The following is a 26282-nucleotide window of genomic DNA, read 5'->3' on the forward strand; positions in this document are numbered from 1 at the left end:
TCCCATCGCCGATCGCCTGCTTGCGACTCCCGCCGAGGCGGGAGCCTGCATGCAGGCGACTCAGGTCAGATGGAGGACGACGTTGGCCGAGCCCAGACTGTAGGGAACTGCAACGAAGGTGAAGCTGGCGATCAGCAGGCCGCTGCCGAGGATGACGGCAAGCAGTTCGCGGAAGAATACGGTGTCGCGGAATTTCATGGTCTGCTCCTTGGGCGCCCTTGGGGCTGTGAAGTGAATGCTGTGTTTCTGCTCTGTCGGGGACGATGCCGCTACCGCCTGCATCGACCATGACTGCATTCTGCGCGCCCCAGCCTGAACCTCACCTGAGGAGCGCGTTCACCCCGAATTCATCGCCCCCCCACGGCGCCGCCAGCGCGTGGCGCTGAAGCAGCAGGGCAGCCGACGCTGCTGCCCCGGAAACCGATCAGCACCAACAGACTGCAGGCGACGAAGGAGAGCTTGATCAGTTGGCCGGGAAGGCGGCCAGAAGCGCCGCGCCGACCCGGTCGACGACGCCTGCCCAGTCCCCTGCCTGGCCTTGCCGGAACAACCTGGCGGCGGGATACCACGGCGTCGTCTCACCGTCGCCCTGCCAGCGGTAATCGGTCGCCCAGGGCAGCATCACCCACAGCGGCTTGCCGAGCGCGCCGGCCAGGTGGGCGGCCGCCGTATCGATGGCGATGACCAGGTCCATTTCGTCGATCAGGGCAGCGGTATCGGCGAAATCCCGGACTTCACCGGCATGGCTGGTCAACGCCGGGAAACTGGCCAGCACCTCGGCATCGCCCGGCGCAATCTCGTGGTGCAGGGCGTGGAAGGCAAACGGCAGGCGCAACAGCGGCGCCAGCGCGCACAAGGGCAGACTGCGTGCAGTGCGCGGATTGCGCTCGAGGTAGCGGTCCGTCGCCCCCGACCAGATCAGCCCGATGCGTGGCGCGGGCGCCGCGCCCAGGCGCCCGCGCCAGACCACCTGGCGCGCTGGTGGCACGCCCAAATAAGGGAAGGCCGCCGGCACGCGATCCGGCGTCGTGCGCAGCGCGTGCGGCAAACTCATGATCGGGCAGCGAAAATCGACCAGCGGTACCCCACAGCCATCTTCCAGCACGGTGATCGCCGCGCCCAAGGTGGCAAACAGTTCGCACAGCGGCGCTGACGCCTGGAGCAGGACCCGGGCGCCCTGCTGTTCGGCCAGCCGGGCATAGCGCGCGAACATGATCTGGTCGCCGTAGCCGACCTCAGGTTCGATCAGCAAGGTCTTTCCCGCCAGGGGCTCGCCGGTCCATAGCGGCGTTGCGGCCTGAGGCGATGTCCCGGGTCGGTAGCGGCTCTGCCAGCGCGCCTCGAAAAGCGGCCAGCCGCGAGCATAATCCCCGGCGAGCAGCAGCAATTCGGCCCGCGTGTACTGGGCTTCGGCAAAGTCCGGCTGGAGGCGGAGCGCCCGCTCGCAACAGGCCAGCGCCTCGGCGAGACGCCCGCACTCCTTGAGCAGGATCGCCTTGTTGTTCAAGGCTATCGGGTAATCGGGGCGAATCGTCAGCGCCCGGTCGTAACAGGCCAGTGCTTCGTCCACCTGGTCGAGTTCGGCAAGCAGGACGCCGAGATTGAGATGGGCGTCGGCATGATCGGGACGCAGCGCGATGGCCTGCCGATAGCTGGCGAGCGCCGCGTCGCGCTGGCGGAGTTCGGCGAGCAGGATGCCGCGGTTGTTGTGGACGTCGGCGGCATTCGGGTCGATGCGCAGGGCATGCTCGTAGCTCGCCAGCGCCTCGTCGAAACGCCGCAGTTCCTTGAGCAACTGGCCGCGATTGAGGTGGGCGCCGAGATAATCGGGTTTGCTCTCGATCGCCCGCGTGTAGCTAGCCAGCGCCTCGTCGACACGGCCCAGATGCGCCAGCAGCAGGCCGCGGTTGAGTAGCGCCTCGGGGAAGCCGGGGCACAGGGAAATCGCCCGCTCGTAAGCGGCCAGCGCCTCGTCGAAGCGGTGCAGGCGGAACAGCAGGTTGCCGCGCAGGCAATGGCTGTCGGGAATCGCCGGCTGCAGGGCGATCGCCGCATCATAGTTCGGCAGCGCCTCGGTCAACTGGCCAAATCGTTCGAGCAGGCTGCCGGCATTGAGGAAAGCCTCGACGTATTGCCGAATCTGGCCGATGACGTGCTGGTAGCCCTCCAGGGCATCGTGCAGGCGCCCTGCCTGGTGCAGCGCAATCGCCTGTTGAAAGATGGCATCGAGACTGGGTTGAGCGGATTCGCGATTCATGACGGAGAACGTCCCAAGTAATTCCGGCGAGCGCCGGCAAATGATCGAATCATGCCGCATGACGAAAACTTACCCAAGAGGAATATCCAGAAACCATGAATATTTGCCGCAAGCCGCCGCCCCCATGCCGTTGGCAGCACTTTGAACCAAGCCGCCCCGGCGCTGCCCAATGTCATGTTCATCGCCAGCGGAGAGGGGAAACACCATGGACAAACAACAGTTCCTGCTCGATCAGCTCGCCGACAAGGTCAAGGTTTTCAAGGCGGAATCGGAAAAGCACAAGCGCCTGCACCGTCGGCTGCGTTACGCGGTCTTTCTGCTGACTTCGCTATCGGCCCTGCTCGCCGGGCTGGCACTGAAGTTTCCGGAATCGGCCGCGGCGATCAGCGTCGTCATCCTGCTGGTTTCCGCCGGCACCGGTGTGCTGACCTCGGTCGAAGGCCTGCGCAAGCCTGCCGAACTGTGGATACACGAGCGCATGACCTATTACGCGCTGATGGATCTGCAACGCGAGGCGGCTTTTGTTCTCGACGAGGCGAGTCCGCCCGAGCTGCTCGAAAAATACTTCTTCCGCCTGCAGGAAATCCTCGGCGCATCCAACGACAAGTGGAACCGGCAGATTGTCGGCAAGCGCCAAACGCAATCCGCGGACGCCGCCAGCGCGGGCCGGCCGGCGCCAGCAGAGGTCTGAAACCGGTTCAAGCCGTCAGCGCCGTCCCCGAAACCGCCTTCGCCCACGGCGCCGGTTTCCTGACCGCGGCCCACACCGGGCTTTCCATCGACAGCGCCAGTTGGCGGGCGAGTTCGCTCATGCCGGCATAGCCGGCGTAGCCGAATTCGCGTTCCTGGTTGATGTCGAGAAAGGGAATGCGCGCCTTCAGCGCGGTGTACAGGTTACGGCCGCCGGCGATCAGGATGTCGGCCTTGTACTCGTGATAGGTCGACAACAGGGCCTTCGGGCTGCCGTCGTCGATCATCTTGGTGTCCTCGCCCATCAGTTCGCGGATGCGCGCCTTGTCCTCTTCCGTGGACTTCTTGGTGCCGGTGGCGACCACTTTCATGCCCAGATCCTGCAGCGCCGAGACGATCGACCACGACTTGACGCCGCCGGTGTAGAGCAGGACGCGCTTGTCCTTGAGGCGCGCGCGCCAGGGTTCGAGCGCGGCGTGCGCCTTGGCTTCCTCGCGGGCGATCACCACCTCGGTGCGGGCGATCAGGTCGGGGTCGCCGATCAGCCGGGCGAAGTCGCGCAGCGCGTTGGAAACGTCCTGGACGCCGTAAAAGCTGCCCTCGAAGTAGGGCTGGCCGTAGTTTTCCTGCATCTTGCGGGCGACGTTGAGCAGCGCCTTGGCGCAGACCACCATGTTCACCTTCGCCCGGTGCATGGTCTGCACCTCGTGGAAGCGGGAATCGCCGGACAGCGTGCACAGGATGCGGTAGCCGAGTTCGTCGAACAGCGGCGCGACGTGCCAGAACTCGCCGGCGATGTTGTATTCGCCGATCAGGTTGATGTCGTAGGTCGGCAGGCCGTCCGGGCGCGGCTTGGCCGGTGCTGGCTCGGCGGTACCGATGACGTGCTTGAACATCGCCTCGCCGGCCAGCCGGTTACCGAGGTTCTTGGTGCCGTAGAAGCCGGCCGCATCGACCGGCACCACGGGCACGCCCCAGCGCTCGGCGGCAGCCTTGCAGACGGCTTCGATGTCGTCGCCGATGAGGGCGGTGACGCAGGTGTTGTAGATGAAGACGGCGGCCGGCGCGTAGCTGTCGATGGCCTGCTTGATCGCATGGAACAGGCGCTTCTCGCTGCGTCCCATGACGACGTCGGTTTCCGACAGGTCGGTGGTCATGCCGATCTTGTACAGGGTAACGCCCGAGGAACGCGCACCGCGGTTATCCCACGACGAACCGGCGCAGGCGATCGGCCCGTGCACGATGTGGGCGACGTCGGCGATCGGCAGCAGCGCGACCTGGGCGCCGTCGAAGGCGCAACCGCCAGCCGTGGCGCCGGGCTTGGGCTTGGCACAGCCCGACTTTTCCTTGTGGTTATGGCTGCAGGCGGGCTCGTCGAGCAGGGCCTGGATTTCGCTGGTTTTCATGCGCATCTCCGGTAGTCCGCAGACTACTCAGCAAGATGGGTGCCACAATACAAGCCGCTGATTTTCAAGGAAAACAAGAAAAACAAGGCTTGTCGCCTTTGCGACAAGCCTTGCCTCAACTCAGGCGCGCAGGCTGGCGCCGAGCTTTTCCAGCAGCTTGGGGCCGAGCCCCTTGACCCGCAACAGGTCAGCGACTGCGGCATAAGGACGGCCGGCGACGATGGCGGCGGCGACGGCACGGCTGAGGCCCTTGACCGCGGCCAGTTGGTCCAGCGTCGCCTCGTTGATCGACACCGCCGCCGGCGGAACTGGCGCCGCCTTTTTCGCCGCTGCCTTCTTGGCGCCGGACGCCTTCGGCGGCGTGGCAAGCGTCTGGCCGGGCAGGTTGCGGTAATCGCGCGTCAGGTAGCCGCTTGCCGTCCATTCGCGCAGCATCACGGTCAGCGCCGCGCCGGCCGGGTCTACCGCCGGCACCGTGTAGCGGCAATCCGACCAGGCGTCGCCGCCGGCCAATTGGCCGAGGACCAGGCTGGCCACCGGCGTGCCGGTCCAGGCGCCACCGGCGTAGGGACTGTCCAGCGCCCATACTTCGAGGGCCAGCGTACCGCTGAGGTTGTCGGCAGCGCGCGGATTGGCGATGCCAGCGATGGCGATCTCGGCAAGCCCGTCGGCGATCCGGCAGTCAAGCGCGCCGTTCAGCGTCGGCTGGACGAAGTACTGGGGCGTCGGATAGATCGCCAGGTCGCGCACTTCGACGCCGCCATCGGCGTCACCGGAAACCAGCATCAGCGCCATCGTGAAAGCGTCGTGCCCGGCCGGCGGCAAGGCGGCAACGCAGGCATCGACATTGAAAGAGCCCGGCAAGGGCTGCAGCGGAAATTCGCCGACCTTGACGCCGGCGGGCGCCCGCTCGGCGAAGCCGGCGCCGCTCGCCCACAGTTGCAGCGACCAGGTGCTGCCGTCCTGCAGATCGCTAGCGGCGAGCGTGACTTCGGCGTTGAGATGGACGCTGTCGCCGACGAAGCGATAGCCATGGTTGGCACCGAGAGCGGTAGCCGGGGACGGGATTGCGGACACGGTCTTCTCCGGGAAAAAGGCCGCGCATTATAGACCGCAAAATATTTAAATCAATCAATCGCTTAAGGCGATTTTTATGCACAATGGAGGTGCATGCCGAAAGCCTTCTTTTGTCGCAAAAGCGACAGATGGCCGGTTTCCCGGCCATCCGGATTCACAGCGCCTGGAAGGCGAAGATCGCCATGCAGGTCGGCGGGAAGGCGGCCAGGAAGAGGCCGACGAAACTGATCGACTCGTCGTCGAAATAGCCCTTGAGGATGGCGACGCCGGCCGGGTTCGGCGCGTTGGCGATGACCGTCAGGCCACCGCCGGTCACCGCGCCGGCGACGATCGCGTACTTGAACTCCATCGACACCCCATCGACCAGCGAGGCGAGGTAGGTCAAGGCGGCATTGTCGGTCACCGCGGTCAGCGCAGTGGCCAGGAAGTAGAGCACGGTCGGCTCGACCCCGGTCAGCGCCGCCTGCAACCACCACTGCTGCAAGCCGCCGAGGACCACCAGGCCGGCGAGGAAGAAGGCGACCATCAGGCCTTCACGCAGGATCAAGCGTTCCTGGTGCCGCTTGTAGGCTTCGGTGTAGCCGAGGAAGAAAAGGAAGAGGCCCATGAACACCACGGCGTGATGGGCGAAGACGACGACGCCGACGAGGAAGGCGACATGCACCGCGGTCACCGCCAGCGGCACCACGCTGCCGGTCTTGCCGCCAAGTGCGCCCTTGCCGCCCAGCTCCTGGCGGAACATCCAGGTCAGCACCGCGGCGTTGACGAACACGGCGACCGCCGCCTTCCAGCCGAAATGGGAAATCATGAACAGGGTGTCCCATTGCCACTTGGCGGCCACCATCAGCACCGGCGGCGCCGCGAAGTGGGTCAGCGTGCCGCCAATCGAGACGTTGACGAAGAGGACGCCGATGGTCGCGTACTTGAGGCGGGTCGACAGCCCCTGCTGGAAGAAACGGTCGCGCAGCATCAGCGCCGCCAAGGTCATCGCCGCCGGTTCCGTGATGAAGGAGCCAAGCATCGGCACCACGGCCATGCACAGGAAATAGGTGGACAGGGCCCGGTTCATCGGGATCATCGCCGCCGCCTGCTGGATCAGCGCCGCGACGGCGACCAGGATCGGCCGGCTGGCAGCCATCACCATGATCACGAAGACGAACATCGGCTCGGTGAAATTGCGCCCTTCCAGGTAATGCACCGCGGCCTCCTGCCCGGACAGCAGGAACAGCGAGGCGACGAGGACGAAGGCCCAGAAGCCGAACACCACCTCGACCTCGGCCAGCAGATGCCAGACCCCGGCATGGCGGGGATTGATGTGGGCGAGATGAGCGAAGAACTTGGTCGAGAAGGTGTGCAGCACGGCGATCGCGAAGATCACCGTGGCGATGATTTCCGGGGCACCGACCCCGCCGCTGGCGGCAGCGGTTGGCGCGACTTCGGAACTGGCTAAGGCCAGGGCAGGCAGGGACAACAGGGACAGCGCGAGAAAACGTAGCATGGTGGATGGCGACCAGGAAATATTAGGAAAACCGGATGTATTGTCGACTGCCCGACTCAAGTTTTCAACAGTTCAAAACGCATTTACGGCAATTCATTCCTCATCGTCGTCGGCATCCTTGCGCGGCACAGTCGCCGGATCGCAGATGATCGCCCGGTAGATTTCGACGCGGTCGCCCGGCCGTAAGGCGCTGTCGAGCTTGGACAGCTTGCCGAAAACGCCGACCTTCTGGGTCTCCAGGTCGATCTGCGGAAACTGCTTGAGAATGCCGGAGCGCTCGATCGCCTCGCGGATCGTCGCGGTATCGGGCACTTCGATGTTGAGCCAGATTTGCTGGCCGGGTTCGGAATAGGCAACGCCGATCTGCATGGCGATTCTCCTCAGACGGTGGCCGGCGCGGCGGCCGCCTGGGCACGCTCGGCCAGTTTCTGATCGATGATGCGCTTGCTGGCCAGCATGAAGCCGAGCACGGCGAAGCCCCCGGGCGGCAGGATCATCAGCAACGCCCCGCCGTAGCCGGGCACCTGCACTTCGAGGAAGGCGAAGGCCGGGCCGAGCAGTTGCGAGGCCTGCGCGAACAGGGTGCCGCTGCCGAAAAACTCGCGCACCAGGCCGATCAGCGTCAGCGCCCCGGTAAAACCGATGCCCATCGCCAGTCCGTCGACGGCGCTCGCCAGCACGCCGTTCTTCACCGCGAAGGCCTCGGCCCGGCCGAGGATGGCGCAGTTGACGACGATCAGCGCGATGAACAGGCCGAGCACCTTGTACAGTTCATGCACCCAGGCATTCATCGCCAGATCGACTATGGTCACCAAGGTGGCAATCAGGACGACGAAGACCGGAATCCGCACCTGGTCGCTGACCGTCTTGCGGATGATCGAGACCAGGATGTTCGACACCACCAGTACCGCCGTCGATGCCAGCCCCATGCCGAGGCCGTTGGTGCCGCTGGTGGTCACCGCCATGGTCGGACACAGCGCCAGCATCTGGGCGAAGACGACGTTCTGCTCCCAGAGGCCGTCCTTGACGATGGTTCCATAGTTGTTGTCGCTCATGATCCGCTCCCGGCCGTGATGTCCTGCTTGCGGGCGGCGTAGAACTCAAGCCCGCCCTTGACCGCCTTGACCACCGCGCGCGGCGTGATGGTGGCGCCGGCAAACTGGTCGAAGACCCCGTTATCCTTCTTGACACCCCACTTCTCCGGCGCCGGATCGCCCAGCGACTTGCCGTTGAAATCGAGCACCCAGTCGTCCTTCCTGACGTCGATCTTGTCGCCCAGGCCGGGCGTTTCGCTGTGTTTGAGGATGCGCACGCCGAGCATGCGGCCGTCGGCATCGACCGCCATCAGGATCTGGATCTCGCCGCCGTAGCCGCGTTCCGCCACCTTGAACAGCGCCGCCTTCAGCTCGCTGCCGTGGCGGGCGCGATAGACGGTGATGGTCTTGCCGTCGCGTTCGAGTTCGACCGTATCCTTGAGGAAGTCGTTGTCGGCCAGCCCGGCCGGCAGCACTTCCGACAGCGAATCGCGCAAATCCTTCGCTTCGGCGGCGGCGATGGCCGGTCCGGTCAGATTGGAAACCGCCGCCAGCGCGCCGCTGGCGAGCAGCGCGATGGTGCCGAGCAGGATCGGCTGGTAAGCCAGTTTGTCGCGCAGGGTATCGAGGTTCATGTCAGGCGTTCTCCGGAATGTCGAGCGGCCGGCCCTTGCGGTCGCGACCGAGGACGCGCGGCTTGACGAAACGGTCGATGACCGGCGTCAGCGCGTTCATCAGCAACACGGCGAAGGCCATCCCCTCCGGGTAGCCGCCGAAGCTGCGGATCACCCAGGTCAGGAAGCCAACGCCGAGGCCGAAGATCAGTTGCCCCGTCGCCGTGTTCGGCGACGTGACGTAATCGGTGGCGATGAAGAAGGCGCCGAGCACCAGCGCCCCGGACAGCAGATGCGCCTCGGGCGCCAGGAAACGCGCCGGATCGATGCCGTGCGCCAGCGCCGCCGGCAAGGCGACACCGAGGAAGACGCCGAGCGGCGCATGCCAGGTGATGACGCGCGTCAGCAGCAGGTAAAGGCCGCCGGCCAGCAGCAGCAGCGCCGCCGACTCGCCGAAACTGCCGGCGCGCAGGCCGACCCAGGACAAGGCCGGGGCGTTGCCCAGGGCGTGCAGCAAATCGGTCCCGCGCGCCAGCTCGGTCTTGGTATGACCGAGCAGCGTCGCGCTGGTCATTGCATCGGGCACCGGCAGGCTGGTCAGGAAGATGCGCAGGCCGGTAATGAAATCCGGCGGCACCGCCGTCGCCATCGGCTCCGGCAGCACCCACAGGGTCAGCGGCAACGGGAAGGAAACAAGCAGCGCGACGCGGGCGACCATCGCCGGGTTGAAGACATTCTGGCCAACCCCGCCGAACACCTGCTTGCCGATGACGATGGCGATGAACCCGCCGACCACCGCCACCCACCACGGCGCCCAGGGCGGCAAGGTCATCGCCAGCAACCAGCCGGTGAGCACCGCCGAACCGTCGAACAAGGTACGACGCACCCGCGCATTGCCGGCCAGCTTGAGCGACAGCGCCTCGAAACCGAGACAGGAAAGGATGGTCAGCAGCCACAGGAAGAACGATGGCCAGCCGTAAAGCCAGAAGCCGTAGAGCGTCGCCGGCACCAGCGCGAACTGGACGCGCAACATCGTCCGGCCGACCGAATTACCGCCGTGGGCATGCGGCGAAGCCACGGGCTGGGTGGTGATGGAGAGGGGAGTCATGAGGGGGTTCCTCGTTGGGGGGGCTGGTATTCGGAAGTTTCTCGGTGCCGAGCGGGCGTGAGTGGTTGTTGAACCGCAGGGTTCCGCGCCTGACGCGCGGGCGTACTTTCTTCTTGCTTCGCCAAGAAGAAAGTAGCCAAAGAAGAAGGCGACCCTAGGTCGGCGCCCGCTGCGCGGGTCCCCTGCGCTACTCGTCGTTGGCGGGGGCTGCGCAACTCGGGGCTGCGCCCCTCAGACAGTGCTCGCCCTTTATCCGCCAACGCCTGCGTTGCTCGGCGCCTCCCAAGGGGCCCGGCAAACCGAGCGCTGCTGAAAGCACAACGCTCTTTCAACCGCAAACCTTCGCATACCGCTGGTTTTCGGGGCCCCCATGTGGAGCGCCGAGCAACGGAGAAGGGCCGGGGGAAGTCGGCGAGCACTGTCTGAGCCGCGCAGCGGCGAGTTGCGCAGCCGCCCGGCCCTTCGAGTAGCGCAGGGGAGTCGGCGCAGCCGACCGCGTAACCTGGGGTGGCTTTTTCTTTGGCTACTTTCTTTTTGCCACAAAAAAGAAAGTACGCCCGCGCGTCAGGCGCGGAAAACGGCGCCTCAAAAACCAAAGCCGCCCGCTGAAACGCAAAGGAAAACAGCGCCTCAGCAACCGACCACACCCGCGCGCAAGCCCCCACTCTCATATCACCCCCTGCCCCTCGGCCGCCGAAGCCGACGCCACCTTGGTCGCGGCCTCTGCCGCCGCCTTGGCCGCCGCCGCGGCTTCCCGTTCGGCCTTGCGCTTGGCCGCGGCTTCCGCCCGTTCGCGTGCTTCGCGGTCGAGGCGTTCCTGGCGTTGCAGGGCGAGTTTCTTGGTCGCGTCGTTGCGCAGCTTGCTGCGATCCTGGGCGGCAAGTTCGCCCTTGGCATGGACGAAGTACTGGACCAGCGGAATCTGCGACGGACAGACGTAGGCGCAGCAGCCGCAGGCGATGCAGTCCTTCAGGCCGTAGGCGACGGCCTCGTCGTAGGCTTCGCTGCGGATACGGGCGCTCATTTCGAGCGGCAGCAGGCCCATCGGGCAGGCCTTGACGCAGGAACCACAGCGGATGCACGGGTTCGGATCGCGCGCCACCACCTCGTCGGCGTCGAGCGCCAGGATGCCGCTGCTGCCCTTGACCACCGGCACCCGCCAGTGCGGAATCTGCATGCCCATCATCGGCCCGCCGAGGACGCGACGGGCGAGGCCGAGGCCTTCGCCCTTCAAGCCGCCGGCGAAGGCCAGCACTTCCTCGGCCAGGGTGCCGATGCGCACCTCGATATTGCCCGGTTCGCTGGCGCAGTTGCCATTGACCGTCAGCAGACGCGAAATCAGCGGCTTGCCTTCGCGGATCGCCGCGCGCACGGCGAGCGCCGTGCCGACGTTATGGACGATGACGCCGATGTCGAAGGTGCGGCCGTCGGCCGGCACTTCCCGGCCGGTCAGCACCTGCACCAGCTGCTTTTCCGAGCCCATCGGGTAACGCGCCGGCACCGGCCGGATTTCCACCTTGTCGACGCCGGCCGCCGCGGCCTGCATGGCGGCGATGGCTTCCGGCTTGTTGTCCTCGATGCCGACCAGCGCGACGGCGGCGCCGGTGGCGTGGAGCATGATGCGGATGCCGTCGACGATCGCCGCCGCGTGGTCGCGCATCTGACGGTCGTCGCAGGAGAGATAGGGTTCGCATTCGCCGCCGTTCATGATCAGCGTCGTCACCTTGGAGCGCGAGGCGCCGTTCAGCTTGACCGCCGACGGGAAGGCGGCACCGCCGAGACCGACGACGCCGGCGGCGGCGACCCGCTTGCCGATTTCCGCCGGGTCCAGCGCGAAGGGATCGGCGCAGCCCACCAGTTCGCCCCATTCGTCGAGACCGTCGGCCTCCAGAATGATGGCTTGCAGGGTCAGGCCGGAGGGATGCGGGGCGGTGATTTCGGTGACGGCGGCGATGCTGCCCGAAGTCGGCGCGTGCAGCGGCGCCGAGATCATGCCCTGCGCCTCGGCGATCAGTTCGCCTTTCTTCACCTTCTGGCCGACCAGCACGGTTGGCCGCGCCGGCGCCCCAAGGTGCTGTTGCAGCGGCAGGAAGAGCCTGGCCGGCACCGGCATCGTGCGCACCGGGCGATCAGCTGCCGGCCGCTTGTGATCTTCCGGATGAACGCCCCAGTCGTCGCCGAGGACATGCTTGAACAGATTCATGAAGCCCATGGTTTTCGCTCTCACGCAGTCAGCGGCTTGGGCATCACCCAATGCTGCAGGGTGACCGGGACCGGCTTCATGAGCAGCGCCTCGGTCGGACATTTCTCGATGCAGGCCGAACAACCGGTGCAGGCCTCGCGGAAGACGTTATGCACCTGCTTGGCGGCGCCGATGATGGCGTCGGTCGGGCATACCTTGGAGCAGCGGCAGCAGCCGATGCACAGTTCTTCCGCGACGACGGCGATCTTCGGACCGTCGTCGCCGAGCGCCGAAAGGTCAACCGTGATGCCGAGCTTGGCGGCAATCGCCGAAGCCAGCGCCTTGCCGCCGGGCGGGCAGCAGGTCGGCGGCGCCGTACCGGCGACGATCGCCTCGGCCGCCCCGGGGCAACCCGGGAAGCCGCACTGGCCACAGTTCGAGCCGGGCATCAGGGCGATCAGCTCTTCGACGATGGGATTGCCCTCGACCTTGAGGACACGGTTGGCGATGCCGAGCACGATGCCGAGCGCGGCACCGAGCAGGGTCAGGCTGAGAATGGCGGCGATCATCGGATTCCTCCTTTCAGACGTTGAGGCCGGAAAAGCCCATGAAGGCCAGGGCCAGCAGGCTGATCGTGACGAAGGCGACCGGCGCCCCGGCGAAGGCGGCGGGCACCCGGGCCAGCGCGACACGTTCGCGCAGGCCGGCGAAGATGAGCAGCACCAGCGTGAAGCCGAGCGCCGAACCGAAGCCGTAAAGCAGGCTCTTGAACAGGCTGAACTGCTGCTGCACGTTGAGCAGGGCGACGCCGAGGACGGCGCAGTTGGTGGTGATCAGCGGCAGGTAGATGCCGAGCGACTGGTAAAGGCCGGGGCTCGACTTCTTGATGAACATCTCGGTGAATTGCACGACCGAGGCGATCACCAGGATGAAGCTGAGGATACGCAGATAGCCCAGGCCAAGCGGCTGCAGCAGCCAGTTGTCGAGCATCCACGAAGCGGCGCTGGCGAGCACCAGGACGAAGGTCGTCGCCAGCCCCATGCCGAGCGCACTGTCGACGCTCTTCGAGACGCCCATCACCGGGCAGAGACCAAGGAACTTGATCAGCACCACGTTATTGACCAGCGCGGTGGAGAGCAGCAGTAAGAGGATTTCGCTCATGGACGGAAGTCTCGAAAGGAAGATCACCGCCGGTACTGCATAAGCCGTGCCATCCGTCGCCAAGGCCCTGGGCGGGCCATTCCGTGCCCTTTTCCCAGCCCGCACACCAAAGTGGTGCGTTTTCCCTGCAGCACTTTGTCGCAAAGGCCACAGCAAAATTGTCGAATTTCCGCCCAAGCCCCGCCAAACCGTGCATTTCCGAAAATTCGCCGAGTGCGGCATGAAACCTGCTTCAAGCACCGCATCGTTTTTGACGCCCCAGCGGAGTACCCCATGCCGGCCCAGACTCAACCCGAGACGCCCAGCCTTCAGGACCTGAAGGATCTCCTGCCGCCCGATGTCTATCGCCAGGCGGTCAGCCAGGCCGATCTGGCGATCTCGATCACCGATCCGAAGGCACGCATCCTTTACGCCAATGACAGCTTCAGCCGGATCACCGGCTACAGCGCCGAGGAAATTGTCGGCCTCAACGAATCGGTGCTCTCCAACCACACCACGCCGCGCGAGCTGTACCAGGAAATGTGGACCGCGCTGCAGGCGCACCAGCCGTGGTCGGGCAAGCTGCTCAACAAGCGCAAGTGCGGCGGCACCTACCTCGCCGAAGTGTCGATCACGCCGGTGCACAACGCCGCCGGCGAAATCACCCACTTCCTCGGCATGCACCGCGACGTCACCGAACTGCACCGGCTCGAGCGTTCGCTGCGCAACCACAAGCACCTGATCGAATCGGTGGTCGATGCGGCGCCGGTCGCCTTCGCCCTGCTCGACCCGGCCGGCCGCGTCGTCCTCGACAACCAGGAATACAAGAAGCTGGTCACCGACATGCGCGCCAAGGAACCGGCACACCGCCTGCTCGACGCGCTGGCGCCGGAATGGTACGAGGCGCTGGCCGGCGACATCCGGCGCTGCGAATTCACCAACCGCGAGATGCGCCTCGACAGCCCGGTCGGCCGTGCCCGCTGGCTGTCGGTCAGCGCTTCGGCGATTGAGATGCACAACGACTGTGCCGACAGCTATTTCTGCGCCGCCGGCCAGCCCGGCCTGCTGCTGGTGATTTCCGACATCACCAACCTGCGCGAGGAACAGGAGCGCGCCAAGGGCGCCGCGTTGAAGGCGTCGCTGGCCGACGAGGAACGCACGGCGGCGATCCGCGAGGGCCTGTCCGCCGCCGTCTTCCGCCTCGAGGAACCGCTCAACGTGATGGCCTCGGCGATCGCCGTGCTGCAGCGGCGCGACCCGGGCAGCGCCGAAATGCTGCGCCACGTGCTGGAAACCAGCCGCGAGCACGTCGAATCGCTGCGCCAGGTGATCCCGCAGAGCCCGCAGGAAATGGTGGTGCGGGTCAATCTCAACGAAATCCTGCGCGACGTCCTCGAAGTGTGCACGGCGCGTCTGCTCAAGGCCGGCATCACCGTCGACTGGCAGCCGTCGGCGGTACTACCGCCGCTGCCAGGGCGGCCGCTGCAACTGCGCATGCTGTTCAAGGCACTGGTCGAGAACGCGATCGAGGCGATGAACGTCAAGGGCTGGCCGCGCCGCGAGTTGCAGATCAAGAGCGAGGTGATCGACGACTGCATCCGCGTCTCGGTCCTCGACAGCGGCCCCGGCATCCCGATGGAGTGGCGGCACAAGGCCTTCGAACCCTTCTTCACGGCCAAGAACGGCAGCGGCAAGCACATCGGCACCGGCCTCTCGCGTGCCCAGCAGGTGGTTGCCGACCACGGCGGCATCATCGATCTCGACGAAAGCCCGAGCGGCGGCTGCGCCGCCATCGTCGAATTCCGCGTCGACGGCGACCCGATCTGACCAGGACCATGAGCATGCAGGAACACCACACCATCCACAGCGCCGACGAATGCCCCCCGGGCGGCGGCTTCTGCCGCACGCACGAACTCAACATCCTGCTCCTCTCCGCGCTCTACGCGGTGAGCCGGGAACTGAGCCGCTCGCTCAACTTCCGCGAATCGCTGCGCGAAGTGCTGCGCGTGCTGCACGAGGAGGCCGGCCTCGCCCGCGGCCTGATCGGCGTCGTCGATGCCGAGAGCGGCAAGCTCGCCGTCCATACCATCTACAACCCGGACGGCCCGGACGCCGACGCCGCCCAGTACGGACCGGGCGAAGGCATCATCGGCCTGATCCTGGAACGGCCGCGCAGCATCAAGCTGAGCCGCGTCGCCGACGAGCCGCGCTTCCTCAACCGGATGCGCATCTACGAGCCGGAACTGCCCTTCATCGCCGTGCCGATCAAGGTCGGCGGCAGCCTGCAGGGGGTTCTCGCGGTCCAGCCGGAAGCGCCGGAAGACGGGCTGCTCGAGGAACGCGCCCAGTTCGTCGAGATGGTCGCCAACCTGATCGGCCAGAACCTGCGCCTGGCGATGGACGTCGCCCAGGAAAAGTCCTCGCTGCTCGAAGAGCGCGACCTGCTGCGCCGCACCGTTCGCCACCAGCACGGTTTCGACAGCATGGTCGGCCATTCGGCGGTGATGCGCCGGGTCTTCGACCAGGCGCGGATGGTCGCCAAATGGAACACCACCGTGCTGATCCGTGGCGAAACCGGCACCGGCAAGGAGCTGATCGCCAACGCCATCCACTACAACTCGCCGCGCGCCCGCAACATGCTGGTCAAGCTGAACTGCGCGGCGCTGCCGGAAAATCTGCTCGAATCCGAACTCTTCGGCCACGAGCGCGGCGCCTTCACCGGCGCCGTCGAAGCGCGCAAGGGCCGCTTCGAGCAGGCCAACGGCGGCACCCTGTTCCTCGACGAAATCGGCGAAGTCTCGGCCGCCTTCCAGGCCAAGCTGCTGCGCATCCTGCAGGAAGGCGAATTCGAGCGCGTCGGCGGCAGCAAGACGATCAAGGTCGACGTGCGCATCATCGCCGCCACTCACCGCGATCTTGAAACCGCCGTCGAGATGGGCGATTTCCGCGAAGACTTGTTCTACCGCCTGAACGTCATGCCGCTCTTCCTGCCGCCCTTGCGCGAGCGGATCGAGGACATCCCGGACATCGCCCGCCACCTGCTGGGCAAGATCGGCAACGACCAGAAGCGCAAGCTGACGCTGACCGACATGGCGCAGCGCCGGCTGGCCAGCCACGACTGGCCGGGCAACGTGCGCGAGCTGGAGAACTGCCTGGAACGCGCCGCCGTGCTCTCGGAAGACGGCCGCATCGACGTCGACCTGATCCGCTTCCCGAGCAGCCGCGAGCGCAGCTCCGGCCGACCGCTGCGCAACGGCGGGCCGGCCCCGCTCGGCAACATGCCACCGGCGCCCCCGGCAGAAGAAGTCGACCTCGCCGATCCCTCGCTGTCGGAACGCGAGCGGGTGATCGCCGCGCTCGAACAGGCGGGCTGGGTGCAGGCCAAGGCGGCGCGCATCCTGGGCATGACGCCGCGGCAGATTGCCTACCGCATCCAGACGCTGAACATCGAGGTCAAGCAGTTCTGAACGTGCCAGCGCGGCCGTGCTGGCACGGCCGCCGCATCATGCCGTAACATTCGCCGGCAAGAATCCCGCCGTTCCAGTTTCCCCATCTGCCAGGAAAGCCCATGCAGCGTTCGCCTTTCATCACCAGTGCCGTCGTCGAAGTCGTCTTTCTCAACGCCCTCCTCTTCATCGCCGGCCTGATCGGCATGGCCAGCCACGGCTGGCTGGCCATCGACTGGCTGTGGTTCGCCTGCCTGATGGCCTTCGGCATTGGCAGCGGCCTTTACTACCTGCACAAGCTGCGCGTCGCGCTCGACCCGCTCAACCACATCTCGCGCATCGCCGGCGAAATCGCCCAGGGCGTGATCGGCAAGCGGATTCCGCCGAACAACCGGCGCGATGAACTGGGTACGGTGTGCAACAACGTCAACGCCATGCTCGACCAGATGGAAAGCTGCTTCGGCAAGCAGCGCGAGGCGCTCAGCGCGGCAAGCGAAAACCGTTACGGCGAAGCGATCGCCAGCCAGGGCCTGTACGGCGTCTTTCGCGAGGCGGTCGACCAGGGCAACCAGTCGCTGGCCATCCTGATGCGCAACTACCACCAGGAAATGCGCAACAACCTGCTCTCCCGCCTCGGCCAGCTGAACGAGGAAAACCTGCTGAAGAACATGCGGACGATCCAGAACGACATGCTCGGCATCGTCGCCGCCACCGATGCGCTGACCCGTCTGTCCACGGCCAACGCCGACGCCGCCCAGGAAAGCAGCGCCGCCATCGCCGCCGTCGTCACGGCGATGAACCGCCTGGTCGACAAGATCGAGGACACCGGCCACGCCATCGTCGAGTTCAATACCCACCGTGAGGAAATCGCCCGCTCGGTGACGCTGATCGCCAGCATCGCCGACCAGACCAACCTGCTTGCCCTCAACGCCGCCATCGAAGCCGCCCGCGCCGGCGAACACGGCCGCGGCTTCGCCGTCGTCGCCGACGAGGTGCGCAAGCTGGCGGAAGACACGATCAAGGCCTCGACCGCCATTTCCGGCGTCATGCAGACACTGCAGAACGACGCCGAGCGCATGCTCGCCAACTCCGGCGAAATGCGCGACATCGCCTCCGAATCGCGCGGCACCATCGGCGATTTCGACGCCCGCTTCGCCGGTGTGGCTGACGCATCCTCGCAGGCGCTGGAGCAGATCCACTACATCCACGACGTCAGCTTCGCGGCGCTGGCCAAGGTCGACCACTTCATCTACAAGCAGAACGGCTATCTGGCGATCAGCCACGGCGTCAACTCGGACAACGCCCGAGCGGTCGAAGTCAACGAACAGTCCTGCCGTCTCGGCAAATGGCTGGGCAACGACGAAACCCTGGCCATCTTCGGCAAGGTCGGCAGCTTCCGCCGCATCGGCGACCCGCACCGCACCGTGCACCAGAGCATGCACCGGGCAATGGAACTGCTGGCAACCGGCTGGGAAACCGACTACGCGATTCAGGAGAAGCTGCACGGCGCCTTCGAGCAGGTCGAAGCCGGCAGTGACGGCGTGATCGACTCGCTGGACGCGATGGTGCGCGAGAAACACGGCAACCGCTGAGGCGGAAACGTCCACTCTTGTCGTGAACCCGACAAGAGTGGAGCCGGCCATCTCCTTGAAAAACAAGGACTAAAACCTGGCACCACCCTTGCTAAGGATTCTCCATCGACCAGGAGAATCTCATGCCAAGACCGAAGAAACACGTACTCGTCTGCGTCCAGGGCCGGCCCGCCGGCCACCCGCGCGGTTCCTGCCAGGACAAGGGCTGCGCCGCCACCTGGCAGGCCTTCTCTGACGAGTTCACCGCCCGCAACCTGTGGAATTCGGGCTTTCAGCTCACCAACACCGGCTGCCTCGGCCCCTGCCATCTCGGCCCGACCGTCATCGTCTACCCGGAAGGCACGATGTACGTCGGCGTCAAGCCTGCCGACGTCGGCACCATCATCGACGAGGACCTGATGTTCGACCAGCCGGTCGAACGCCTGAAGGCCACCGCCGACGTCTGGGCCTGACATCATGGCCAGCGTCCAGTACGAAATCGGCGACCTCGTCTATGCCGCCACCGACATCTTCAACGATGGCGGCATGCCCGGCATCGTTGAGGAGGAAGGCCTGATCGCCGCTGCCGGTGCGCGCGGCGTGGTCGTCCAGTTCGGCCATGTCGAAGCCGACCCGGATCAGGAAATCTACCTGGTGCGCTTCGAGAACGGCCCCGACGGCACCCTCGGCGACCCGGTCGGCGTGCTGCCGGAGGAACTGACCCAGGAACTCGCGGTGAGCGCCTGAGCATGGACCAGATCGGCATCTTCTTCGGTACCGACACCGGCCGCACCCGGCTGGTGGCGAAGCAGATCGCCAAAAAACTCGGGGCGGCTGCCGCCGCCCCGGTCAACATCGGGCGCACCTCGCTCGCCGACTTCCTCGCCTACGACCGCCTGATCGTCGGCAGCCCGACGCTGGGCGACGGCGAACTGCCGGGCACCTCGACCGGCCTGAGCCAGCCGAGCTGGGAGGAATTCCTGCCGCAACTGGCCGCCGCCGACCTCTCCGGCAAGACCATCGCCATCTTCGGCCTCGGCGACCAGCAGAAATACCCGAACGAATTCGTCGACGCGATCGGCCTCCTGCATGACGCCTTCGTTGCCCGCGGCGCCCGCATCGTCGGCCGCTGGCCGGTCGCCGGCTACGAATTCAAGGCCTCGCAGGCGGTCGCCGACGATCATTTCTTCGGCCTGGCACTCGACCAGCACTGGCAGGCAAGCCTCAGCGAAAGCCGCATCGACACCTGGCTGGAACAAATCAAACCGGAGTTGGCGCGATGAACACCAATCCCTGGTCGCTGCCCAAGAACCGTTCCCTGCGCCGCCTGCTCGTCAGTCTCGACGAGAAGCTGGGCGACGCCTGCGACGTCGCGCCGGACGACGGCACCGACCCCGACATCGTCACCCTGCGCCACGCCGAACTCGAGCGGCTGCGCGCCCATGTGTACCTGCACGGCCAGCGTCCCGGCACCTACGGCGTCTTCTTTGAATACCCGCACCCGCTGCCCGGCATCCTCGAGACCGAGGAAAACCTGCCGCTGCCCAAGGCACTGAGCAGCCTGGCCCTGCATTTCGCCGCCTGAGGCAGGACAGGCGGGGGATTCCGCTGCGCTATACTCGACGCCATCATCGTTTCGGCCGTGCCCGCCCATGCGCCTTTTTCGTCTGCTCGCCTGCCTGGCCCTGTTCCTGAGCACGACCGCCGCCTACCCGGCCAGCGTTGGCAAGGCGGCCAAGCTGCTGCCGGTGCGGGTCCAGCTCAAGTGGTACCACCAGTACCAGTTCGCCGGCTTCTACGCAGCGCTTGAACAGGGTTTTTTCCGCCAGGCCGGGCTCGACGTCGAACTGATCGAAGGCGGCCCGGACATCGACCCGGCGGCAGTGGTGACCAGCGGCAAGGCGGAATTCGGCGTCGGCAACTCGTCGCTGCTGATCGATTTCAACAAGGGGCTGCCGGTAATGGCGGTCGCCGCCATCTTCCAGCATTCGCCTTTCGTCATCCTCGCCCGCACCGACCCGGAGATCCGCTCGATCAGGGATCTCGAAGGCCGCACCCTGATGGGCGAGACGCACTCGGCGGAAGTCACCGCCTACCTGAAGAAGGCCGGCGTCGACCTCGACCGGGTCCGCCAGGTGATGCACAGCGGCAGCGTCAGCAGCCTGGTTGCCGCCGGCGCGGCACGGGTCGACGCGACCACTGCCTACGTCTCGACCGAGCCGGTCGAAGCCAGCCGGCAGGGCATCCCCTACCAGATCTTCAACCCGCGCGAACTGGGCATCGACTTCTACGGCGATACGCTGTTCACCAGCCAGGCCTTCGCCCACGCCCATCCGGAAGCAGTCGCCGCGATGCGCGACGCGCTGGCCGAAGGCTGGCGCCACGCCTACCACCAGCAGGCCGCGACGATCGACCTGATCCTGGCGAAATACCAGCCGCGCATGGACCGCGTCAGCCTGGCGCTGGAAGCGCAGTCGCTCTACAACCTCTTCCTGGCCGATATCGTCGATATCGGTTACATGAGCAAGACGCGCTGGCGCGGCATCGCCCGGGTTTTCGCCGAAACCGGCCTGCTGCCGGCGGCTTACACGCTCGACGGCTTCCTCTTCGAGCCCGGCCCGCCGATTCCCGAATGGGCCTACCGGGCGCTGGCCTGGGCGGCGCTGGCGCTGACCTTGGGCGGCCTGCTGGTTGCCTACATCGTTTCGCTCAACCGGCGCCTGCGCGCCAGCCTGGCCCAGCTGGAAACGGCCAACGGCGAACTGGCCCGGCTATCGACCACCGACGCGCTGACCGGCCTGTTCAACCGCCGCCACTTCGACGCGGCGCTCGACCTCGAACTGGCGCGCGCCCGCCGCCACGGCCTGCCGCTGACGCTGATGATGATCGACGTCGATGAATTCAAGAAATACAACGACGCTCTTGGCCACCCGGCCGGCGACGCCTGCCTGCGCAGGATCGCCGCGATCCTGCGCGACAACTCGCAGCGCGCCAGCGAATTCGCCGCCCGCGTCGGCGGCGAGGAATTCGCCGTCGTCGCCTGCGGCCTGACGGCAGATGAAGCGCTGGCCCAGGCCGAGCGCATGCGCCAGGAGACCATCAGTGCCGGCATCGCCCACCCTGGCCGCGCCGATGGCCGGATCAGCATCAGCATCGGCATCAGCGGCCGTGCTGCCAGCGAGCTGCCGGCCAGCGCCAGCGAACTGATCGCCGAAGCCGACGCGGCGCTCTACCAGGCCAAACACGAAGGACGCAACCGCTGCGTCCTGCACGCCGCGCCTTAGGCCGCCCGCCTCAATCAAGCGGCCGTCCCGGCGTTCCCGCCGCGTGCTGCTTCCACACCCGACGCAGATCGCGCGCCGAGGCAAAGCCGGCGCCCTCGGCGGCGCGCTCGACGCTCTGCCCCTGGCCAATCAACTGCCGCGCCAGCTCAACGCGCAGAGCATGGCGGTAATCGAGGAGGCCGATTCCCGCCTCGTTGCGGAACAGCCGGCTCAGGTGACGCGGGCTGACATGCACCTGCGCCGCGATCTCGCTCACCGAAATATCCGCCGCTGGGTCGCGGGCGATCAGGTCCTGCGCCTTATGCACCGCCGGGTGCAGATGGTTGCGATGGGCCAGCCAGGGCGACAGTTGCGGGTCGGCGCCGGTGCGCCGCAGGTAGATCACCATCCGTCGCGCCACCTGCGTCGCCAGCGGACCGCCGGCAAAACGCTCGACGATGGCCAGCGCCAGGTCGACGCCGCCGGCGATGCCAGCCGAGGTAAACACCGATCCGTCCTCGACGAACATCCGGTTTTCCAGCACCTGCGCGCGCGGCGCCCAGTCGCGCAGCATCTCGATCAGCGCGTGGTGCGTCGTACACCGACGGCCGTCGAGCAAGCCGGCGCGCGCCGCCAACAAGGCGCCGGAACAGATGCAGGCGAGCCGGTGGCGGGCCGGATCGAACTGCGCCTGCAGCCAGTCGATGATCGCCAAGGCCGCCGGCGTCGCGTAATCGCGCGGCTCGTCCTCGGTGCCGAGCAGGAAGACCAGGGTGTCGTCGGCCAGCGTTTCCGGCAGCGCATCGACGCGATTGATCACGCCCAGCGAATTGACGCACTCCGCCTGCGGCCCCGCCACGCGCAGGCGAAACGGCGCCCCGGCCTGCGCCGCCATGTGAATGACCTCGGCCGGCCCAGCAAAATCGAAGGCCGTATGCTGCGGATGCAGGATGAACAACATGTCCATGGCAAAACTCCCGATCAGGCCAGGCGCAGCAGCCCCGCCGCGCCGGCCATGGCAGTGTCGCACGAAGCACCGCCGGGCAGTTCGGCGGCAAACCCCAGGCGGCGCAATTCGGCCACGATGGCGGCAGCGCCGACACCGGCCACGATCACTCGCCGCACCCGCCGCCGCCACAACCAGAAACGCAGCGCCGGCGGCACGCCGCCAGCGCTGAAAGTCCGCTCAACCGGCATCGGCCAGCCGCCGACATCGCCCAAGGCCAGCGCCGGCGCGCCCTGCCACCAGCGCTCGAACAGCCGCCGCGCCAACGGCGAATCGCCATCTACGCCAGCCGGCAACGGCAACAACAGCAAGACCTCGCGTTCCATGATTGTCTCCCAGGACGGTTTCCCTGGAGACGTAGCTTAGGCGGGTACCCGAACGCGCGACAGACCGGAACGGGACCAGAAGCGGACGGAATCGGACACGGACAGAGTTCAAACAGGGTGAGCAGAGAAGCGCCATGCCCAGCATCAAAAAAACTTTCTGTCATATGCCCTTGGCTTCAACCTAGAATAGCGGCCAATCATTTCAAGCTCACCAGGACGAGGACAGGACATGGCAAACCAGATCGACTACAAATTCATCAGCGACCGCGAGGGCGGGAGCATCACCGAGGCCTATGTTCCGGCGAGCGAGGTGAGCAAGAGCGGCGTGACGGTGGCGACGGGTTTCGACCTTGGCCAGCGCAACGAGGCCGACTTGAACAACCTCGGCCTGTCCGCCGAACTGGTCAGCAAACTCAAGCCCTATCTCGGCAAGACCGCCAAGGCGGCGACCGACGCACTGAGCGCCAAGGGCCTGACCATCTCCGCGGCGGAAGCAACGGAGATCGACAAGGCGGTGAAGGCCAAGGAAGTCGACAAACTGAAGCGCCGCTACGCGGCCGCCATCGACAACACCGCGAAAACCGACTTCTACTCGCTGCCAGCCGAAGCACAAACCGTCATCGCCTCGGTATCCTTCCAGTACGGCGACCTCAGCGCCAAGACGCCGAAATTCTGGAAAGCCGTCAGTAGCCAGGACTGGGCCGAAGCGGTCAAACTGCTGCGCGCCTTCGGCGACGCCTACCCGACGCGGCGCGGACTGGAAGCCACCCTGCTGGAGAAAATCGTCAAGTGAAGCGCCTCCTCCCCCTCCTGCTCTTCGTTGCCGCCTGCGCCGCCGTGCCGGGCAAGCCCGCCGAACGCGACATCTTCAACGCCGGCCTGCGCCAGGCCTGGGCGAACGAGGCGCAGACGATGGCCGCCGTCCGGCCGCCGCTACGCTTCGCCAACGGCCACACGGTGCGCGACTGTCACGGCTACCTGACCGAGCAAGCCCGCGCCGCGGTCGACGAAGCAGTCAACAATCGCGGCCTCGCCCAGGCCTACCTGGTGTGCGACGCGCTGGCCCTGCTCGACCAGGCCAAGGCGCTGCCGCCGGCGGCGACCCAAGCGTCGTCCTACGGCCACGAACTGCTGCAGCGTCTCGACCTGCGCAGCTTCCCGTCGTCGCTGCGACCGCGCCTGGGCGAGACGTTCACGCTCGCCGCCATCGGCGGCGCCGTACCGCAAGTCGAAACCCACGCGGTAACGCTGGAGACCGAAGACTGGCGCTACCGCTTCGAAGTCATCGCCGACATCGTCGCCGCCGACGGCGGACGCGAATGGCTGGTCTGGTTCAGCGACGAGGCGAAAGCCGGCAACTATCGCGGCTATGCGACGCTGCGCCTGCCCGTCGCGGCGGCGCACGGCCCGCTCGTCGCCCGGCCTTGAGCACACCGCCGACGGGGCCTCAAGCGGCCAGTGCCCGCGCCAGCAGCACCGCCACATGCACCGCGTCGCGGCCGCTGCCGTCCGCGATCTGGTGGCGACAGGAGAAGCCGTCGGCAACGATCAGCGTGTCTTCACCCGCAGCGCGCACCGCCGGCAGCAGCGCGAGTTCGGCCATGGCCAACGAGACGTCGTGGTGTTCGGCTTCCAGGCCGAAACTGCCAGACATGCCGCAGCAACTGGCGTCGATGATCTCGAACTCGAAATTCGGTATCCAGGCGAGCACCTTCTTCACTGACTTCATCGCGCCGAAGGCCTTCTGGTGGCAGTGGCCATGCACCAGCGCGCGGCCGCCGGGAATCGGCTTGAGGGCGAGCTTCAGCCCCTTGTTGCCTTCGCGCATGAGGAATTCCTCGAACAGGAAGGCCTGCTTGGAAAGCTGGCCGACCTCGGAGCCAAGGCCGAGGCTGAAGAACTCGTCACGCAACGCCAGCAGGCAGGAAGGTTCAAGGCCGACGATGGGCGTGCCGGCGGCCAGCGCCGGGGCGAGCGCGGCCATCACCCGGCGCGCTTCGATCCGGGCTTCCTCGACCAGCCCCTGCGACAGGTAGGTGCGGCCGCAGCACAGCGGGCGCTCCGGCTCGGTGTCGGTTTTTACCGGTTCGAGCACGTCGACCGCGTAACCGCCAGCACGCAGCACCTTGAGCGCGGCCGTCGCGATTTCCGGCGTGTAGTAATGCGTGAAGGTGTCGACGAAGAGCACCACCTTGCCGCGTTCGCCGCTGGCCGGCGCGGCGTCGGCCTTGAAGCCGGTGGCGACGATTTCCGGGATCGGCCGGCGGGCCGAGATGCCGAGCCAGCGCTCGGCGAGTTTTGCCCCCCAGGGCGAGGCATTGCGCCAGCGCACCAGCACCTCCAGCGTTGGTCGCCATTCGTTCAGCCAGCGCGGCAGTGCGCCGAACAGCCGGGCGCGACGTGAAACGCCCAGGCGCTCGTTCTTCTGCGCCAGGTATTCGGTCTTGATCAGCGTCATGTCGACCGCGCTCGGACATTCCTTCTTGCAGCCCTTGCACGACACGCAGAGGTCCATCGCGGCAGCGAGGTCGGGATGGGCGAAGGGGTCTTCGCCCAACTCGCCATTGAGCGCCGCCTTGAACGCCTTGACCCGGGCGCCGGTCGAATGCGCCGGGTCGTGCGTGATGCGAAAGCTCGGGCACATCACGCCCTTGCCGTCGCGCTGGCACTGATGGTTGTTCATGCACACCGCCACCGCCTTGGCGTAGTTGCCGCCGGTGGCGGGAATGCCGGCGTAGGCGTCGCCGACGCCGTAGGTGTCGTAGGCCGACCAGTCGAGATGGGTTTTCATGACTTTCAGGCAAGCAAAATCAGCGCCACAACAAAGCATAGCCAAATCAATGACCTGCGCAAAAACAACTTGTCACATTCGCGACAATGCCGAACCCGGCCAGCGATATTCGGCCTGCGGTTCGACAGGCAGGCGCCATCCCTGAGAGAATCGCCCCATGACTCCCGCCGCCCCCAGAACACCGCCGGCCGCGCGCAGGCCGCCGCGCTTTCACCGTTCGCCCGCGCTGCCTTTCGTCGAAGCGCGCAGCGCCGCCGACTCGCAGGCCTGCTACCGGCTGGCGCCCGGCGACCGGTCGTCATCCCGCCCGAACAGGTACACGCTTGCAACCCGGAAGACCACGCCGCCTGGAGCTACCGCATGCTCTACCTCGACGCCGCGTGGATGGACGATTTCCTGGCCACGCATGCTGCCGGCGCTACCTTCGCCAAACACCCCTGGCAGCTTTCCCGCGACCCGCTCGCCTATGAGCGTTTCGGCCAGGTTTTCGCCGCCTGCCACGAAAGCACCGACCCGGCCCCGTTCGCCACCGCCCTCGGCCATCTGCTCGCCACCCCGGCCGGCGAACAGACGCTCTACGGCCTGTGGATGGCCGCCACCGTCTTCGCCTGGGACGCCCTGATCGCCCGCAGCGTCGCCCCCCCCCGCCTGCTCAACTGGTTCCGCCACCACCTGCGCCACATCGAACGCGGCTCGGGCGTGGTCATGCTGGCGATTGCGGCGGGGATTGCGGTGAGACAAGACGAAACAACATCCTGTCGTATAACAACAAAGTATCGCCTAGCAGCCTGTCGGTCTTGAGGCGCCCAGGCTGATGAAATTGAGCCAGGATGGCCGAAATTCGCTGAATTTTGCTTTAAGACGAACGATTTT

At 66.3% G+C, this 26282-nt stretch carries 27 protein-coding genes; 12 read left to right on the forward strand and 15 right to left on the reverse strand.

What is annotated here, in order from left to right:
* Positions 1 to 60 precede the first annotated feature (60 nt).
* Both ACE3OV_RS11160 and ACE3OV_RS11165 read right to left on the reverse strand, forming a co-directional pair.
* A complete protein-coding gene (locus ACE3OV_RS11160; RefSeq protein WP_374327180.1) occupies positions 61 to 198 on the reverse strand; it encodes a hypothetical protein in 138 nt (45 codons plus the stop codon).
* Positions 199 to 463: 265 nt separating this feature from the next.
* On the reverse strand, positions 464 to 2257 hold the full coding sequence (locus ACE3OV_RS11165) for a tetratricopeptide repeat protein (RefSeq protein ID WP_374327181.1): 1794 nt from the start codon (positions 2255 to 2257) through the stop codon (positions 464 to 466).
* A 205-nt stretch (positions 2258 to 2462) separates the two neighbouring features.
* Between ACE3OV_RS11165 and ACE3OV_RS11170 the strand changes: the two genes are divergently transcribed.
* The gene (locus ACE3OV_RS11170; protein WP_374327182.1) at positions 2463 to 2948 is read left to right on the forward strand and encodes a DUF4231 domain-containing protein; all 486 of its coding nucleotides are present in this window, start codon (positions 2463 to 2465) and stop codon (positions 2946 to 2948) included.
* A gap of 7 nt (positions 2949 to 2955) precedes the next feature.
* On the opposite strand, the gene nifE is transcribed toward ACE3OV_RS11170, so the two are convergent.
* The 10 genes from nifE to rsxA all read right to left on the reverse strand — a co-directional run bounded on the left by nifE (position 2956) and on the right by rsxA (position 13027).
* Entirely contained in the window at positions 2956 to 4353 is a 1398-nt protein-coding gene (gene nifE, locus ACE3OV_RS11175; protein WP_374327184.1) for a nitrogenase iron-molybdenum cofactor biosynthesis protein NifE, read from the reverse strand.
* Positions 4354 to 4473: 120 nt separating this feature from the next.
* Complete coding sequence (locus ACE3OV_RS11180; protein ID WP_374327185.1) at positions 4474 to 5430, reverse strand: ComEA family DNA-binding protein; 957 nt, start codon at positions 5428 to 5430, stop codon at positions 4474 to 4476.
* A gap of 154 nt (positions 5431 to 5584) precedes the next feature.
* Positions 5585 to 6928 (reverse strand): putative Na+/H+ antiporter, encoded by a 1344-nt coding sequence (locus ACE3OV_RS11185; protein WP_374327186.1) that lies wholly within the window; start codon positions 6926 to 6928, stop codon positions 5585 to 5587.
* A 93-nt stretch (positions 6929 to 7021) separates the two neighbouring features.
* Positions 7022 to 7297, reverse strand: a complete 276-nt coding sequence (locus ACE3OV_RS11190; RefSeq protein ID WP_374327187.1) for an RnfH family protein — start codon at positions 7295 to 7297, stop codon at positions 7022 to 7024.
* An 11-nt stretch (positions 7298 to 7308) separates the two neighbouring features.
* Positions 7309 to 7983, reverse strand: a complete 675-nt coding sequence (locus ACE3OV_RS11195) for an electron transport complex subunit E (protein WP_374327188.1) — start codon at positions 7981 to 7983, stop codon at positions 7309 to 7311.
* Positions 7980 to 8597, reverse strand: a complete 618-nt coding sequence (gene rsxG / locus ACE3OV_RS11200; RefSeq protein ID WP_374327190.1) for an electron transport complex subunit RsxG — start codon at positions 8595 to 8597, stop codon at positions 7980 to 7982. Before rsxG ends, ACE3OV_RS11195 begins: the two co-directional genes overlap by 4 nt.
* Before the next feature lies 1 nt (position 8598).
* The gene (locus ACE3OV_RS11205) at positions 8599 to 9684 is read right to left on the reverse strand and encodes an RnfABCDGE type electron transport complex subunit D (RefSeq protein WP_374327191.1); all 1086 of its coding nucleotides are present in this window, start codon (positions 9682 to 9684) and stop codon (positions 8599 to 8601) included.
* A gap of 667 nt (positions 9685 to 10351) precedes the next feature.
* Positions 10352 to 11896 (reverse strand): electron transport complex subunit RsxC, encoded by a 1545-nt coding sequence (rsxC, locus tag ACE3OV_RS11210; RefSeq protein ID WP_374327192.1) that lies wholly within the window; start codon positions 11894 to 11896, stop codon positions 10352 to 10354.
* An 11-nt stretch (positions 11897 to 11907) separates the two neighbouring features.
* Positions 11908 to 12435, reverse strand: a complete 528-nt coding sequence (locus ACE3OV_RS11215) for an RnfABCDGE type electron transport complex subunit B (protein WP_374327193.1) — start codon at positions 12433 to 12435, stop codon at positions 11908 to 11910.
* Between the two features lie 13 nt (positions 12436 to 12448).
* Complete coding sequence (gene rsxA / locus ACE3OV_RS11220; RefSeq protein WP_374327194.1) at positions 12449 to 13027, reverse strand: electron transport complex subunit RsxA; 579 nt, start codon at positions 13025 to 13027, stop codon at positions 12449 to 12451.
* Positions 13028 to 13300: 273 nt separating this feature from the next.
* On the opposite strand from rsxA, the gene nifL reads away from it, so the two are divergent.
* The 8 genes from nifL to ACE3OV_RS11260 all read left to right on the forward strand — a co-directional run bounded on the left by nifL (position 13301) and on the right by ACE3OV_RS11260 (position 21307).
* A complete protein-coding gene (gene nifL, locus ACE3OV_RS11225; protein ID WP_374327195.1) occupies positions 13301 to 14833 on the forward strand; it encodes a nitrogen fixation negative regulator NifL in 1533 nt (510 codons plus the stop codon).
* Between the two features lie 14 nt (positions 14834 to 14847).
* Positions 14848 to 16473, forward strand: coding sequence for a nif-specific transcriptional activator NifA (nifA, locus tag ACE3OV_RS11230; RefSeq protein ID WP_374327196.1), 1626 nt, complete (start codon positions 14848 to 14850; stop codon positions 16471 to 16473).
* A gap of 101 nt (positions 16474 to 16574) precedes the next feature.
* Entirely contained in the window at positions 16575 to 18044 is a 1470-nt protein-coding gene (locus tag ACE3OV_RS11235; protein WP_374327198.1) for a methyl-accepting chemotaxis protein, read from the forward strand.
* A gap of 122 nt (positions 18045 to 18166) precedes the next feature.
* Complete coding sequence (locus tag ACE3OV_RS11240; RefSeq protein ID WP_374327199.1) at positions 18167 to 18496, forward strand: ferredoxin; 330 nt, start codon at positions 18167 to 18169, stop codon at positions 18494 to 18496.
* 4 nt (positions 18497 to 18500) lie between these two features.
* Positions 18501 to 18770 (forward strand): nitrogen fixation protein NifZ, encoded by a 270-nt coding sequence (locus ACE3OV_RS11245; RefSeq protein ID WP_374327200.1) that lies wholly within the window; start codon positions 18501 to 18503, stop codon positions 18768 to 18770.
* Between the two features lie 2 nt (positions 18771 to 18772).
* Positions 18773 to 19306, forward strand: a complete 534-nt coding sequence (locus ACE3OV_RS11250) for a flavodoxin (RefSeq protein WP_374327202.1) — start codon at positions 18773 to 18775, stop codon at positions 19304 to 19306.
* Complete coding sequence (locus tag ACE3OV_RS11255) at positions 19303 to 19608, forward strand: hypothetical protein (RefSeq protein ID WP_374327203.1); 306 nt, start codon at positions 19303 to 19305, stop codon at positions 19606 to 19608. The genes ACE3OV_RS11250 and ACE3OV_RS11255 overlap by 4 nt, the downstream gene beginning before the upstream one ends.
* A 67-nt stretch (positions 19609 to 19675) precedes the next feature.
* On the forward strand, positions 19676 to 21307 hold the full coding sequence (locus ACE3OV_RS11260; RefSeq protein ID WP_374327205.1) for an ABC transporter substrate-binding protein: 1632 nt from the start codon (positions 19676 to 19678) through the stop codon (positions 21305 to 21307).
* A gap of 10 nt (positions 21308 to 21317) precedes the next feature.
* Here ACE3OV_RS11260 and ACE3OV_RS11265 read toward each other — a convergent pair whose 3' ends face one another.
* Both ACE3OV_RS11265 and ACE3OV_RS11270 read right to left on the reverse strand, forming a co-directional pair.
* Positions 21318 to 22253: a GlxA family transcriptional regulator gene (locus ACE3OV_RS11265; RefSeq protein ID WP_374327206.1), complete on the reverse strand. Its 936-nt coding sequence runs from the start codon at positions 22251 to 22253 to the stop codon at positions 21318 to 21320.
* Between the two features lie 14 nt (positions 22254 to 22267).
* Positions 22268 to 22618, reverse strand: coding sequence for a hypothetical protein (locus ACE3OV_RS11270; protein WP_374327208.1), 351 nt, complete (start codon positions 22616 to 22618; stop codon positions 22268 to 22270).
* 229 nt (positions 22619 to 22847) lie between these two features.
* On the opposite strand from ACE3OV_RS11270, the gene ACE3OV_RS11275 reads away from it, so the two are divergent.
* Positions 22848 to 23411 (forward strand): pesticin C-terminus-like muramidase, encoded by a 564-nt coding sequence (locus tag ACE3OV_RS11275; RefSeq protein WP_374327209.1) that lies wholly within the window; start codon positions 22848 to 22850, stop codon positions 23409 to 23411.
* Positions 23408 to 24046 (forward strand): hypothetical protein, encoded by a 639-nt coding sequence (locus tag ACE3OV_RS11280; RefSeq protein ID WP_374327211.1) that lies wholly within the window; start codon positions 23408 to 23410, stop codon positions 24044 to 24046. The genes ACE3OV_RS11275 and ACE3OV_RS11280 overlap by 4 nt, the downstream gene beginning before the upstream one ends.
* Positions 24047 to 24065: 19 nt before the next feature.
* On the opposite strand, the gene ACE3OV_RS11285 is transcribed toward ACE3OV_RS11280, so the two are convergent.
* Entirely contained in the window at positions 24066 to 25409 is a 1344-nt protein-coding gene (locus ACE3OV_RS11285; protein ID WP_374327212.1) for a (Fe-S)-binding protein, read from the reverse strand.
* Here ACE3OV_RS11285 and ACE3OV_RS11290 point away from each other — a divergent pair.
* Positions 25398 to 26210: an AraC family ligand binding domain-containing protein gene (locus ACE3OV_RS11290; protein WP_374327213.1), complete on the forward strand. Its 813-nt coding sequence runs from the start codon at positions 25398 to 25400 to the stop codon at positions 26208 to 26210. The genes ACE3OV_RS11285 and ACE3OV_RS11290 overlap by 12 nt on opposite strands.
* The last annotated feature ends 72 nt before the right edge of the window (positions 26211 to 26282 follow it).

The sequence above is a fragment of the Azonexus sp. genome (genome assembly GCF_041909095.1).
Taxonomy (GTDB): domain Bacteria; phylum Pseudomonadota; class Gammaproteobacteria; order Burkholderiales; family Rhodocyclaceae; genus Azonexus.

What these genes read in the sequence shown, in the direction of transcription:
- ACE3OV_RS11160 (WP_374327180.1), bottom strand. Translation starts at nt 198, where the DNA reads ATGAAATTCCGCGACACCGTATTCTTCCGCGAACTGCTTGCCGTCATC.
- ACE3OV_RS11165 (WP_374327181.1), bottom strand. Translation starts at nt 2,257, where the DNA reads ATGAATCGCGAATCCGCTCAACCCAGTCTCGATGCCATCTTTCAACAG.
- ACE3OV_RS11170 (WP_374327182.1), top strand. Translation starts at nt 2,463, where the DNA reads ATGGACAAACAACAGTTCCTGCTCGATCAGCTCGCCGACAAGGTCAAG.
- nifE (WP_374327184.1), bottom strand. Translation starts at nt 4,353, where the DNA reads ATGAAAACCAGCGAAATCCAGGCCCTGCTCGACGAGCCCGCCTGCAGC.
- ACE3OV_RS11185 (WP_374327186.1), bottom strand. Translation starts at nt 6,928, where the DNA reads ATGCTACGTTTTCTCGCGCTGTCCCTGTTGTCCCTGCCTGCCCTGGCC.
- ACE3OV_RS11190 (WP_374327187.1), bottom strand. Translation starts at nt 7,297, where the DNA reads ATGCAGATCGGCGTTGCCTATTCCGAACCCGGCCAGCAAATCTGGCTC.
- ACE3OV_RS11195 (WP_374327188.1), bottom strand. Translation starts at nt 7,983, where the DNA reads ATGAGCGACAACAACTATGGAACCATCGTCAAGGACGGCCTCTGGGAG.
- rsxG (WP_374327190.1), bottom strand. Translation starts at nt 8,597, where the DNA reads ATGAACCTCGATACCCTGCGCGACAAACTGGCTTACCAGCCGATCCTG.
- ACE3OV_RS11205 (WP_374327191.1), bottom strand. Translation starts at nt 9,684, where the DNA reads ATGACTCCCCTCTCCATCACCACCCAGCCCGTGGCTTCGCCGCATGCC.
- rsxC (WP_374327192.1), bottom strand. Translation starts at nt 11,896, where the DNA reads ATGGGCTTCATGAATCTGTTCAAGCATGTCCTCGGCGACGACTGGGGC.
- ACE3OV_RS11215 (WP_374327193.1), bottom strand. Translation starts at nt 12,435, where the DNA reads ATGATCGCCGCCATTCTCAGCCTGACCCTGCTCGGTGCCGCGCTCGGC.
- rsxA (WP_374327194.1), bottom strand. Translation starts at nt 13,027, where the DNA reads ATGAGCGAAATCCTCTTACTGCTGCTCTCCACCGCGCTGGTCAATAAC.
- nifL (WP_374327195.1), top strand. Translation starts at nt 13,301, where the DNA reads ATGCCGGCCCAGACTCAACCCGAGACGCCCAGCCTTCAGGACCTGAAG.
- nifA (WP_374327196.1), top strand. Translation starts at nt 14,848, where the DNA reads ATGCAGGAACACCACACCATCCACAGCGCCGACGAATGCCCCCCGGGC.
- ACE3OV_RS11235 (WP_374327198.1), top strand. Translation starts at nt 16,575, where the DNA reads ATGCAGCGTTCGCCTTTCATCACCAGTGCCGTCGTCGAAGTCGTCTTT.
- ACE3OV_RS11240 (WP_374327199.1), top strand. Translation starts at nt 18,167, where the DNA reads ATGCCAAGACCGAAGAAACACGTACTCGTCTGCGTCCAGGGCCGGCCC.
- ACE3OV_RS11245 (WP_374327200.1), top strand. Translation starts at nt 18,501, where the DNA reads ATGGCCAGCGTCCAGTACGAAATCGGCGACCTCGTCTATGCCGCCACC.
- ACE3OV_RS11250 (WP_374327202.1), top strand. Translation starts at nt 18,773, where the DNA reads ATGGACCAGATCGGCATCTTCTTCGGTACCGACACCGGCCGCACCCGG.
- ACE3OV_RS11255 (WP_374327203.1), top strand. Translation starts at nt 19,303, where the DNA reads ATGAACACCAATCCCTGGTCGCTGCCCAAGAACCGTTCCCTGCGCCGC.
- ACE3OV_RS11260 (WP_374327205.1), top strand. Translation starts at nt 19,676, where the DNA reads ATGCGCCTTTTTCGTCTGCTCGCCTGCCTGGCCCTGTTCCTGAGCACG.
- ACE3OV_RS11265 (WP_374327206.1), bottom strand. Translation starts at nt 22,253, where the DNA reads ATGGACATGTTGTTCATCCTGCATCCGCAGCATACGGCCTTCGATTTT.
- ACE3OV_RS11270 (WP_374327208.1), bottom strand. Translation starts at nt 22,618, where the DNA reads ATGGAACGCGAGGTCTTGCTGTTGTTGCCGTTGCCGGCTGGCGTAGAT.
- ACE3OV_RS11275 (WP_374327209.1), top strand. Translation starts at nt 22,848, where the DNA reads ATGGCAAACCAGATCGACTACAAATTCATCAGCGACCGCGAGGGCGGG.
- ACE3OV_RS11290 (WP_374327213.1), top strand. Translation starts at nt 25,398, where the DNA reads ATGGGTTTTCATGACTTTCAGGCAAGCAAAATCAGCGCCACAACAAAG.
- ACE3OV_RS11285 (WP_374327212.1), bottom strand. Translation starts at nt 25,409, where the DNA reads ATGAAAACCCATCTCGACTGGTCGGCCTACGACACCTACGGCGTCGGC.